The sequence below is a fragment of the Azospirillum sp. TSH100 genome, assembly GCF_004923295.1.
In the GTDB taxonomy this organism is placed as follows: domain Bacteria; phylum Pseudomonadota; class Alphaproteobacteria; order Azospirillales; family Azospirillaceae; genus Azospirillum.
Genome location: NZ_CP039635.1, coordinates 721,363 through 733,103, shown reverse-complemented (window position 1 = coordinate 733,103; position 11,741 = coordinate 721,363). Strand labels below are relative to the sequence as shown.

Sequence of the window (11,741 nt, the reverse complement as noted above, 5' to 3'; positions counted from 1 at the left end):
ATCCCATGAGCCTGCTCGCGCTCGATCACATCGCCGTCCGCTTCCAGCCCAAAGGCAAGCCGGAGGTGACGGCCCTCGACGATGTCTCGCTGCGGGTTGCCCACGACACCTTCGCGGTGATCGTCGGTCCGTCCGGATGCGGCAAGTCCACCCTGCTGCGGCTGGTCGCCGGACTGGAAACGCCGACCTCCGGCAGCATGACGCTGGACGGCCAGCCGATTGCCGGCCCGTCGGCCGACCGCGGCATGGTGTTCCAGAGCTACACCCTCTTTCCCTGGCTGAGCGTGCGCGAGAATGTGATGTTCGGCCCGAAGTTGAAGAAGCTGCCGAAGGCGGAGTGCGAGGATATCGCCGACGACCTGATCCGCGCGGTCGGACTGTCCGGGTTCGAGCGGTCCTTTCCCAAGGAGCTGTCGGGCGGCATGCGCCAGCGCGTGGCCCTGGCGCGGGCGCTCGCCAACGATCCGCGCATCCTGCTGATGGACGAGCCCTTCGGTGCGCTCGACAGCCAGACCCGGCAGCTGATGCAGGAACTGCTTCTCGAAATCTGGCAGGCGCGGCGCAAGACGGTCCTGTTCATCACCCACGACATCGACGAGGCGATCATCCTTGGCGACACCGTGCATGTGATGACCGCGCGGCCGGGGCGCATCAAGCGATCCATGACGATCGATATTCCGCGTCCGCGCAACCTCGATGCCCTGACCTCGCCGGAATTCATGCGGTTCAAGCGGGAGATTCTGCACCTCATGCACGACGAGGCGGTGCTCGCCGCCCGAGCCTGACGCGGTGGAACCTCCTCCTTCACTCCGTTCAGGGGTCAGACCGCGCCCGCCACCTTCCACGCTGCCAGCGGGTTGACGATGCCGCCGAAGTCGATGAGATCGCGTGCCCTGGACAGCGCCAGGATCATCGGGCCAGATAGGCCAGCCAGCCGCCGAAGCCTGAAATATCCGGGGCGCCCGCGGTGTCGATCGCCTCGCACAGGAATCCGCTGACCATGCGGCCGTCTGCCAGTTCGACCGTGCCGATGCACAGCGGCTGCGGCAGCCCGGCGACGAAGCGCCCGAAGGCTGAAGGCGTCAGCTCCCACAGCTCGCCGGGGATGGCGACGCCACCCTCCGCCACGCGCAGCATGCCGGGTCGCGCCGGTTCTCCCGGCAGGGCGTAGAGCCGGTAGCACGACGCCGTCATCACCGCCCCGGCCAGCCGTCCACCCGCGTCGGTCAATTGCCGGTTCAGCGGCTGGCCACTCAGATGCGCGCCGACCACCAGCAGGGAAATCAGCCCCTCGCCGCCGTAGGACGTCGGGCGGGCCGGCGGCAGGGGCAGACCGATTGCACCCGCCGTCACCTCCGCCGCCCGGTGCGCGGCGCTCGCCACAGCGGCGACGGCGGCTTCGCGGAAGGCGGGGGCGAGCAGCGTCAGCCCGGCCGGCCGGCCGTCGGCCTGGAAACCGCTGGGAATGGCGATGCCGCAGAGGTCCAGCAGGTTGGTGAAGTTGGTGTAGGTGCCGAGATTGGTGTTGAGCGCGATCGGATCGGCCATCACCTCCGCCACCGTGTAGATCGTTCCGGTGGTCGGCACCGCCAGCAGGTCGATGGCGTCCCACACCGGTGCCGTGTCGCGGCGCAGGGCCTCCAGACGATACATGGCGCGGAAGCAGCCCACCGCGTCGTGCTTGTATCCGCCCTCGATGATGCCGCGCGTCACCTCCAGCCCGGCCTCGGTGTAATCGGCCAGGAACTCGCCCACCGCAGCCGTGCGCTCCGCCACCCAGGGGCCGCTGTAGAGCAGGGCCGCCGCCTCGGCGAACGGGGCGAAGTCGATCGGGACCGCCACGCCGCCCAGCGCCGACAGCCGGTCGAGCGCCGCGCGATAGAGCCGCTCGGCCTCCGCATTGCCGAAGAAGCGCAGCTGGTCGGCGGCCGGCACGCCGAAGCGGAAGGGCGCATGCGGGGCGGCCGGCACCGGTGGCGCCACGCGGCTGTAGGGGTCGAGCGGATCGGGTGCCGCCATCACTGCCAGCACATCCATGGCGTCCTCCACCGTCAGGGCGAAGACCGACACGCAATCCAGCGAGCGGCAGGCCGGCACCACCCCGGCGGTGCTGACCAGCCCCTTGGTCGGTTTCAGTCCGACGATGTTGTTGAAGGCGGCGGGCACCCGACCCGACCCGGCGGTGTCGGTGCCGAGCGAGAAACCGACCAGCCCCGACGCCACCGCCACCGCCGATCCGGAGCTGGAGCCGCCGGGAACGCACAGCGGGTCGATCGGGTTGCGCGCCACGCCATAGGGGGAGCGGACGCCGACCAGCCCGGTCGCGAACTGGTCGAGGTTGGTCTTGCCGACCAGAATCGCCCCGGCGTCGAGCAGGCGTTGCACCGCCGTCGCCGTGTCGGTCGCAGTATAGGTGTACTCGGGACAGGCGGCGGTCGTCGGCATGTCGGCGACGTCGATGTTGTCCTTGACCGCGAACGGCACGCCATAGAGCGGCAGGGCCGCCCGCTCCGCCACTGTCAGCGCCTCCAGCGCCGCGGCCCGCGCCAGCAGGTCGGCGGCCGGCACGCGGTGGATCCAGACATGATCCTCGCCGGCAGCCGCGATCCGCTCCAGCACGATGCGGACGACCGCGCCCGGTGTCAGCGTGCCGTCGCGGTAGCCCTGATCGAGCGTCGCGAGATCGAGACGAACGGCATCGGGCGCACCGGCGGCGTTGCTGGGGAGCGGTGACATGGGAACACTCCTTGTTCGGGCGGGCACTGCCGGTGGAGAGCCGATTGCGACCAGCTGACCATCATTGCATGCAATATTGCGTCTAGAGCATGAATGTTGCGGTGCTTCGCGTCAACAGCGGACATATTGCATGCAATTATCGGATCACGCTTCCCCCGGTCCGGCCAACGGCGCGCGGGCGAGGCCGATCCGCTCCAACGCGGCGGCGACCCTCAGGCAGCGGTCCTCCCGCCAGGGGGCTGCGATGACCTGGATGCCGATGGGCAGCGCGCCCGGCAGCGCCATCGGCACGGCGCAGACCGGCAGGCCGATGCAGGAGATCGGCTGGGTGAACAGCCCCAGATGCGGGCGCACCGGCATCTCGCGGCCGTCCAGCACCATCGTCTTCTGGCCGACCAGCGGCGCGGTGCAGGGGGTGGCCGGGGCCAGCAGGACATCGATCTCGCGGAACAGCGCCATCACCTGATCGTGGTACCAGCGCCGCACCCGCTGCGCCTGGACATACCACGCCGCCGGCAGCAGGGCGCCGGCCAGGAAACGGTCGCGCGTGTCGGGATCGAAGTCTCCGGCCCGTGTCCGCAACCGATCGAGATGGAAGGCCGAGCTTTCGGCATTGGTGATGATATAGGCCGCCGCCCGGCCCAGTTCCGCCCCCGGCACCTCGACCACCCGATCGGTGCCGAGCGCCTGGGCGGCGCGTTCCACCGCGTCGTGCGCCTCCGGCAGGCCGCCGCGCGAGAAATAGCCGCCGGCGACGGCGATGCGCAGCCCCTCCAGACCCGTTCCCAGCGTGGGCAACACCGGCTCCACAGGCCGGCCGGCGCAGGCGTGGTCGCCCTCCGCCGGGCCTTGCAGGATGTCGTAGGCCAGCGCAAGATCGCGCGCCGAGCGGGCGAAGGGGCCGAGATGGTCCAGGCTGTCGCAGAAGGGGAAGCTGCCGTGCCGGGTCAGCCGCCCATAGGTCGGCTTCAGCCCGAAGATGCCGCAGAGCGAGGACGGCACGCGGATCGATCCGTTGGTGTCCGACCCCAGCGACAAAGGGGCCAGCCCCGCCGCCGTCGCCGCCCCGCAGCCCGATGACGAGCCGCCGGCCATCCGCGCCGGATCATGCGGATTGCGGCAGGCGCCGTCATGGGCGTTCTCGCCGGTGAAGTCATAGGCGTACTCGCCCATGTTGAGCCCGCCGACCAGCACCGCCCCGGCCCCTGTCAGCCGTTGCAGCAGCACGGCGTCGGCGCCGGCCGGCGGACGCTCCCGGTTGATGAGCGAGCCGGCGCGGGTCGGCAGCCCGCGGATGTCGAACAGGTTCTTGACCGCCACCGGCACCCCGGCGAGCGGTCCCGGATCCGCCCCGGCGGCGATGCGGGCGTCGAGATGCGCCGCCTCGGCCCGCGCCCGGTCGGCGGTGACGTCGGTGAAGGCGTTCAGCACCGGGTTCAGCCGCGCGATGCGGTCCAGCGCCGCCTCGGTGACGGCCGTGGCGGACAGGCTGCCGCCGCGCACCGCCGCGGCGATCTCCCAGGCGGGACGAGCCAGGATGGCGACGCTCATGCGTCACCCGACGGGGCTTGACCGGAAGAGGTCTGGCCGGGCGTGAACACCGGGGCAGGTTCCAGCGCATCGTCGGCCAGCGGCGCGGCCATCAGCGTCGCGGCCATGGCCTGGGCCAGCGTCAGGAAGACCGCCACGCCCGGTTTGTGGGCGTCGGCGATCGTCAGCCCGCAGGCGGGGGCCATCGCCTCCATATGGAGCACTGGATCGAAGGCGGGATCGGTCATGCGTCGGGGACTCCCATCCGGAAAGGCGCCGTGACGACGGCGGCGATAAGGGCGGCGGGGCTGGCCTGCATGCAGTCTTGCATGCAATATGGCGCAGGCGCCACCTGTTTGCAGATGGAAAGGACGACCGGCATGGACACCGATACCGCCACGACCGACGATGCTGAGATCAACCGGCCCGACGTGGTCGCCGCGGTGACGGCGGCGTTCGAGCGGTACGAGGCGGCGCTGATGAGCAACGACGTCGCAACCCTGAACGCGCTGTTCTGGCAGGATCCGCGCACGGTGCGCTTTGGCACCGACGGGCCGGCCTACGGCTTCGACGCCATCGCCGCCTTCCGTAGCGGCCGCGATGTGTCGGGCCTCGCCCGCGTGCTGGAAAGGGTGGTGATCACCAGCTTCGGCGATCGCTTCGCCACGGCGCTGTGCGCCTACCGCCGCACCGCCACCGGCCGGGTCGGCTGGCAAAGCCAGAGCTGGGTGCGGATGCCCGACGGCTGGCGGATCGTCGCCGCCCATGTCAGCCTGGGGCCGGCGCCCTGACGGCCCAATCGCCGGTTTGGTGCTTGCGCGGATTGGCTGCCGCGATACGCAAGGCTGGAACCATTGCGCGCATCCCATGTATACCACGGCAGCTGTCTATCGCGGCGGCGCGCATGACCGCGGGAAGAGGATACACCCAGCCATGACCTTGCAGGCCGGACCCGGTTTGCGTCTGGAGCAGGACGACACCACCGAGCCGCTGGACCGCCAGTCGCGCGGCACGCTGGCGGAAACCCTGCGGCGGCACCTGGCGGACGACATCCTGGACGGCCGCCTGCTGCCCGGCGTCCGCCTGGACGAGCAGGAGCTGGCCGCCCGCTTCGGCGTCTCCCGCACCCCGGTGCGCGAGGCGTTCAAGCTGCTGGCCGCCACCGGGCTGGTCCAGGTGCGCCCCAACAAGGGCGTCGTCGTCACCTCCATCACTCCGGAACGGCTGGCCCAGATGTTCGAGGTGATGGGCGAGATCGAAGCGGCCTGCGCCCGCTTCGCCGCCCAGCGCATGACGGCGGAGGAGCGCCAGCGGCTGGCCGCCCTGCATGCGGAGGCCGGGGCGCTGGCCCGTGCCGGCGACCGCGAGGCCTATGACGCCATGAACACCCGGTTCCATTCCGCCATCTATGCCGGCGCGCACAATGATTACATGCAGGAGACCGCCCAGGCGATCCGCCAGCGCCTGCGTCCGTTCCGCCGTGCCCAGTTCCGCGTCAGCGGCCGGCTGTCGCTGTCCTGGCTGGAGCATGATTCGGTGGTCCGCGCCATCCTGCATGGCGACGGCGAGGCCGCCTATCACGCGCTGCGCCTGCACGTCACCACGGTCGGCGATGCCTCGGCCGATTATGTCGGCCGGTCGTCCGGCTGAGTGGTCATTCGGAAGACACGCGCCACCTTGCATGCACGGATGCATGCAGAGTGTCCGGGGATTTGCCCGAAACAGATTCTTTTAAAATCAGTATTTTAGATGGAAACAGCCGTTATGGCGCCCACCTCGTGATGATCGTCGCACGCCCTGTTTGACCGCTGCGCAGGCAAATTCTGACGCCAAGGCGAAAAAACGGGCACACAAACAGGTTCGCCGACCGGCTCGATCCCGCTCTTGAATACAATCCGGCTGGATTCCTGCCGCCATGATTGCCCGGCCCTCCCCTGGCACAGGTTTTGCGGATGTACCCGGCAAACCTGCACCACACGACAAGGGGTATGCACCATGGGCAACGCGTTGCGCTTTTCCCGCCGCTCCGTTCTGAAGACGATGACGGCGGCCGGTGGGCTGGGGGCGCTCGGCGCCGGTCTGCCCTGGACGCCGGCCATGGCCAAGACCCTGGTGATCGGCTTCCTCTATGTCGGTCCGCGCGACGATTACGGCTACAACCAGGCCCATGCCGAAGGGGCCGCCGCCGTCAAGGCGATGCCCGGCGTCAAGGTGCTGGAGGAGGAGAAGGTCCCCGAGACCATCGACGTCGAGAACAGCATGGAGAGCATGATCAACCTCGACGGCGCCTCGCTGCTGTTCCCGACCTCCTTCGGCTATTTCGATCCCTATGTGCTGAAGGAGGCGAAGAAGCACCCCGACCTGACCTTCCTGCATTGCGGCGGGCTGTGGACGCCGGGCAAGCACCCGACCAACGTCGGCAGCTATTTCGGCTACATCGACGAGGCGGAATATCTGTCGGGCATCGTCGCCGCCTATGCCAGCAAGTCGAAGAAGCTGGGCTTCGTCGCCGCCAAGCCGATCCCGCAGGTGCTGCGCAACATCAACTCCTTCACGCTGGGCGCCCGCTCGGTCGATCCGACCATCACCACCGCGGTGGTCTTCACCGGCGACTGGTCGATGCCGGTCAAGGAGGCGGAGGCGGCCAACAGCCTGATCGACCAGGGCGCCGACGTGCTGACCTGCCATGTCGACAGCCCCAAGGTGATCGTGGAGACCGCCGAGAAGCGCGGCGTCTTCTGCACCGGATACCATGCCAGCCAGGCGACGCTGGCGCCCAAGGGCTATCTGACCGGCGCCGAATGGAACTGGGCCAAGGTCTACACCGACTTCGTGAAGATGGTGCAGGGCGGGATCAAGCCGCCCAACCTCGTGCGCGGCGGGCTGAAGGAGGGCATCATCAAGACCTCCCCCTACGGTGCGGCAGTGCCCGACGCCGCGCGCAAGCACGCCGACGAGGTCAAGGCCAAGTTCATGGACGGCAGCTTCGTCATCTACAAGGGGCCGATCAAGGACAACAAGGGCAACAGCGTGATCGCCGAAGGCAAGAGCCACGGCCAGACCGACATCGCGCTGGAATCGATGAACTGGCTGGTCGAGGGCGTGACCGGCTCGATCTCCTGATCGCCCTTTCCTGACCGCAGCAGAAAAGCCGGGAGTGCCGCCGATGCCGCCGTTCCTGCACGGTGCCGTGACCAGACTGTCCGTGACCTTCTCGGCCCTGGCGCTGCCGGTCGCGGCGGTGGCGGTGTCGCTCGCCCTGTTCGGCGCCTTCGTGGCGCTGGTCGGGGTCGATCCGGTGGAGATGTACCAGCTGATGTACCGGGGCGCCTTCGGCACGTGGTTCTCGTGGCAGAACACGCTGACCCGCGCCGCGCCATTGATCCTGACCGCCCTATGCACGGCGCTGCCGGCCCAGCTCGGGCTGGTCATCATCGGCGGCGAGGGCGCGCTGGTGCTGGGGGCGCTGGCGGCGGCGGCGATGGGGATGGCGCTGAACGGCGCGCCGGCGGCGCTGGTGCTGCCGGCGATGGCGCTGGCCGGCATGGCCGGCGGCGCGCTGCTGATCGGCGGGGCCGGGGCGCTGCGCCAGTGGCGTGGCGTCAACGAGACGATCTCCAGCCTGCTGCTGACCTACATCGCCATTGCCGTGCTGAACCACATGGTGGAAGGGCCGCTGAAGGACCCGTCCAGCCTCAACAAGCCCTCCACCCCGCCGCTGGCCGACGCCTACATGATCGGCACCCTGCCGGGCAGCAGCGTCCATTGGGGGCTGGTGGCCGGCATCGTCTGCGCGGTGGCGGCCTGGGTGCTGATGCGGCGGACCACCTTCGGCTTCGCCGCCCGCATGGTCGGCGGCAACCCGCGGGCGGCGCGGATGGCCGGGCTGCCGGTCGGCCGGCTGCTGGTCGTCACCACCGCGCTGGCCGGGGCGGCGGCCGGGCTGGCCGGCATGGTGGAGGTCGCGGCGGTGCATGGCCGGGCCAGCGCCTCGCTGGTCGCCGGCTATGGCTCCACCGGCATTCTGGTCGCCTTCCTCGCCCGCCAGAACCCGCTGGCCGTCATCCCGGTCGCCGTGCTGTTCGGCGGCATCGGCGCCAGCGGCGGCCTGCTGCAACGCCGGCTGGATCTGCCCGACGCCTCGGTCCTGGTGCTTCAGGGCATCATCTTCGTCGTCCTGCTGGCCAGCGAGGCGATGCGGGGCCGCCTGCGCCTGTTCACCTTCGCCCGCCCGACCCCCGTACCGAAGGAGGCCTGAGCATGGACCACGCGTCGCTGGGATGGTGGGGGGTGCCGCTGGCCGTGCTGGCCGGGGCCATCCGCGTCTCCACCCCCTTCCTGTTCGTCAGCCTGGGCGAATGCCTGACGGAGAAGAGCGGGCGCATCAATCTGGGCCTGGAAGGCACGCTGGTGATGGGCGCCATGAGCGGCTACGCCACCGCCTACCTGACCGGCAACCCGTGGGCCGGGGTGCTGGTCGCCGGGCTGGCGGGTTCGCTGCTCGGCACGCTGCACGCGATGATCTGCGCGCTGGAGCGGGTGAACGACATCGCGGTCGGCATCGCCCTGATGCTGCTGGGCACCGGCCTGGCCTTCTTCCTCGGCAAGCCCTTCATCCAGCCGCAGGCACCGCAGCTGCCCTCAATTCCCTTCGGCTGGTGGAGCAACTCGGCGCAGGTGCGCTCGGCGCTGGACATCAACCCGCTGTTCCTCGTCGGTCTGGCGCTGGCGCCGCTGCTGCTGTGGGGGCTGCGCACCACGCGCTGGGGCATGGTGCTGCGCATCGTCGGCGAGAGCGCCGAGGCCGCCCGCGCCATGGGTTATCCAATCAACCGGGTGCGCCTGCTCGCCACCGCGGCGGGCGGCTTCTTCGCCGGGGTCGGCGGCTCCTTCCTGTCGCTGTCCTACCCCGGCAGCTGGAACGAGCGGCTGTCGAGCGGCCAGGGCATCACCGCGGTGGCGCTGGTCATCTTCGCCCGCTGGGACCCGGTGCTGTGCGTCTGGGCCTCGCTGCTGTTCGGCGGGGCGGGGGCGCTGGGGCCGGCACTGCAATCGGTCGGGGTCACGCAGGGCTACCACCTGTTCAACGCCGCCCCCTACGTCCTGACGCTCGCCATCATGATCGCCACCTCGTCCTCGCGCCACCGGCTGGCCGGGGCGCCGGCCGAACTGTCCGTCACCCGATAGGAGATCCGCCATGACCGAGCGTTTCGTGCCGGCCGAACCCTATCCCTGGCCCTACAACGGCGACCTGACGCCGGCCAACACCGCGCTGATCGTCATCGACATGCAGACGGACTTCTGCGGCACCGGCGGCTATGTCGACAGCATGGGCTACGATCTGAGCCTGACCCGTGCGCCGATCGAGCCGATCCGGGCGGTGCTGGCGGCGATGCGGGCCGGCGGCTACCACATCCTGCACACCCGCGAGGGGCACCGGCCCGACCTGTCCGACCTGCCGGCCAACAAGCGCTGGCGGTCGCGGCGGATCGGCGCCGGCATCGGCGACCCCGGCCCCTGCGGCCGCATCCTGGTGCGCGGCGAACCGGGCTGGGAGATCATTCCCGAGCTGGCGCCGCTGACCGGCGAGCCGGTGATCGACAAGCCGGGCAAGGGCAGCTTCTGCGCCACCGACCTGGAGCTGATCCTGACCACGCGCGGCATCCGCAATCTGGTGCTGACCGGCATCACCACCGACGTCTGCGTCCACACGACGATGCGCGAGGCGAACGACCGCGGGTTCGAGTGCCTGCTGCTGGCCGATTGCTGCGGCGCCACCGATCCCGGCAACCATGCGGCGGCGGTCAAGATGGTGACGATGCAGGGCGGCGTCTTCGGCGCCGTCGCCAACTCCCGCGGCTTCATCGAGGCGCTGCCATGAACGTGATGTCGCGGATCGTCCCGCCACCAACCGTGCCCCTTGGCCCCGCCGACGGCCCGCCAGCGCCGGGGCTGGAGGCGGTGGCCATCACCAAGCGTTTCGGCGCCTTCACCGCGCTCGACAGCGTGTCGCTGAAGCTGCGCCCCGGCACCGTGCACGCCCTGCTTGGCGAAAACGGCGCCGGCAAGAGCACGCTGGTGAAGTGCATCATGGGTTTCCACCGGCCGGACGAGGGCGCGGTGGTGGTCGGCGATCGCGAGGTGGTGATCGGCGATCCGCGCGCCGCCCAGATTCATGGGTTGGGGATGGTCTACCAGCATTTCACCCTGGTGCCGCGCATGACGGTGCTGGAGAATCTGGTGATGGCGCGGGCCAGCGTCCCCGCCGTGATCGACTGGCGGGCGGAGCGGCGGCGGCTGGCCGCCTTCCTCGACACCATGCCCTTCACCATCGACGTCGACGCGCCGGTCGCCACGCTCGCCGCCGGCGACAAGCAGAAGGCGGAGATCGTCAAGCAGCTCTACCTCGACGCCCGCGTGCTCATCCTGGACGAGCCGACCTCGGTCCTGACCCCGGACGAGGCCGACGAGACGCTGGGGCTGATCCGCGGCATGGCGCTGGCCGGGCGGCTCAGCGTGCTGATCATCACCCACAAATTCCGCGAGGTGATGGCCTTCGCCGACGACGTGACCGTGCTGCGGCGCGGCCGGCTCGCCGGATCGGGGGCGGTCGCCGACCACACACCCGACAGCCTCGCCCGGCTGATGATCGGCGACAGCAGCACGGCGGTGCCGGTCGAACGCCGCGGCCCACCCGGAACGGCGGCGCGGCTGCGCATTGCCGGCCTGCGCGCCGACGACGACAGCGGCCTGCCGGCGCTGCATGGCGTCGACCTGACCGTGCGCATGGGCGAGATCGTCGGGGTCGCCGGGGTGTCCGGCAACGGGCAGGTCGAACTGGTGCAGGTGCTGGCCGGCCAGCGCGCCGCCACCGCCGGCAGCGTGCAGGTCGGCGGCGAGCCCTATCGGGCGACGCGGGAGGAGATGCGGCGCCACAAGGTCCATTGCCTGCCGGAGGAGCCGCTGCGCAATGCCTGCGTGCCCGGCATGAGCGTGGCGGAGAACATGGCCTTCCGCAGCTTCGACGAACCGCCGATCACCCGTGGCGGCAACTGGCTGGGGGGCTGGCTGGGCAACTGGTGGCTGGATCCGGCGGCGATGCGCCGCGCGGCGCTCGACCTGATCGCCCGCTACCGGGTGAAGACCACCGGGCCGGACGCGCCGATCGCCACCCTGTCCGGCGGCAATGTCCAGCGCGCCGTGCTGGCCCGCGAACTGTCGCGCGAGGTCGATGTGCTGATCGCCGCCAACCCGGTGTTCGGCCTGGATTTCGCCGCCGTCGCCGACATCCACGCCCAGATCGTCGAGGCCCGCAACCGCGGCACCGCGGTGCTGCTGGTCAGCGAGGATCTCGACGAGCTGCTGGAACTGTCCGACCGGCTGGTGGTGATGTCGCACGGCGCCATCGTCCACGAGACCACCCCGGCCGCCGCCGACCTGACGGTCATCGGGCGCTGCATGGCCGGCCATTGACT

The 11,741-nt window shown here is 70.2% G+C and carries 11 protein-coding genes; 8 read left to right on the top strand and 3 right to left on the bottom strand.

Annotated elements, in window-relative coordinates; all coding sequences use genetic code 11:
• The first annotated feature begins 5 nt into the window (after positions 1-5).
• Positions 6-785 carry an ABC transporter ATP-binding protein gene (locus E6C72_RS15840; protein ID WP_109443990.1) on the top strand — a complete coding sequence of 260 codons (780 nt, stop codon included), beginning with the start codon at positions 6-8 and terminating at the stop codon, positions 783-785.
• Positions 786-909: 124 nt separating this feature from the next.
• Here the strand turns inward: E6C72_RS15840 and atzF are convergent, their stop codons facing one another.
• The 3 genes from atzF to E6C72_RS15825 all read right to left on the bottom strand — a co-directional run bounded on the left by atzF (position 910) and on the right by E6C72_RS15825 (position 4,514).
• Positions 910-2,736 carry an allophanate hydrolase gene (gene atzF, locus E6C72_RS15835; RefSeq protein ID WP_109443991.1) on the bottom strand — a complete coding sequence of 609 codons (1,827 nt, stop codon included), beginning with the start codon at positions 2,734-2,736 and terminating at the stop codon, positions 910-912.
• 144 nt (positions 2,737-2,880) lie between these two features.
• Entirely contained in the window at positions 2,881-4,287 is a 1,407-nt protein-coding gene (locus E6C72_RS15830) for an AtzE family amidohydrolase (RefSeq protein WP_109443992.1), read from the bottom strand.
• Entirely contained in the window at positions 4,284-4,514 is a 231-nt protein-coding gene (locus E6C72_RS15825) for a DUF4089 domain-containing protein (protein ID WP_109443993.1), read from the bottom strand. Before E6C72_RS15825 ends, E6C72_RS15830 begins: the two co-directional genes overlap by 4 nt.
• 132 nt (positions 4,515-4,646) lie before the next feature.
• Between E6C72_RS15825 and hpxZ the strand changes: the two genes are divergently transcribed.
• From hpxZ to E6C72_RS15790, 7 genes are all read left to right on the top strand, one after another.
• Complete coding sequence (gene hpxZ / locus E6C72_RS15820) at positions 4,647-5,057, top strand: oxalurate catabolism protein HpxZ (protein ID WP_109443994.1); 411 nt, start codon at positions 4,647-4,649, stop codon at positions 5,055-5,057.
• A gap of 142 nt (positions 5,058-5,199) precedes the next feature.
• Positions 5,200-5,916 (top strand): GntR family transcriptional regulator, encoded by a 717-nt coding sequence (locus tag E6C72_RS15815; protein WP_109443995.1) that lies wholly within the window; start codon positions 5,200-5,202, stop codon positions 5,914-5,916.
• Positions 5,917-6,261: 345 nt separating this feature from the next.
• Entirely contained in the window at positions 6,262-7,389 is a 1,128-nt protein-coding gene (locus E6C72_RS15810; protein ID WP_109443996.1) for a BMP family ABC transporter substrate-binding protein, read from the top strand.
• A gap of 43 nt (positions 7,390-7,432) precedes the next feature.
• On the top strand, positions 7,433-8,524 hold the full coding sequence (locus E6C72_RS15805) for an ABC transporter permease (protein WP_247876054.1): 1,092 nt from the start codon (positions 7,433-7,435) through the stop codon (positions 8,522-8,524).
• 2 nt (positions 8,525-8,526) lie between these two features.
• Entirely contained in the window at positions 8,527-9,453 is a 927-nt protein-coding gene (locus tag E6C72_RS15800) for an ABC transporter permease (RefSeq protein WP_109443998.1), read from the top strand.
• A gap of 10 nt (positions 9,454-9,463) precedes the next feature.
• On the top strand, positions 9,464-10,147 hold the full coding sequence (locus E6C72_RS15795) for a cysteine hydrolase family protein (RefSeq protein WP_109443999.1): 684 nt from the start codon (positions 9,464-9,466) through the stop codon (positions 10,145-10,147).
• On the top strand, positions 10,144-11,739 hold the full coding sequence (locus tag E6C72_RS15790; protein ID WP_136700778.1) for an ABC transporter ATP-binding protein: 1,596 nt from the start codon (positions 10,144-10,146) through the stop codon (positions 11,737-11,739). Before E6C72_RS15795 ends, E6C72_RS15790 begins: the two co-directional genes overlap by 4 nt.
• Positions 11,740-11,741: the final 2 nt, after the last annotated feature.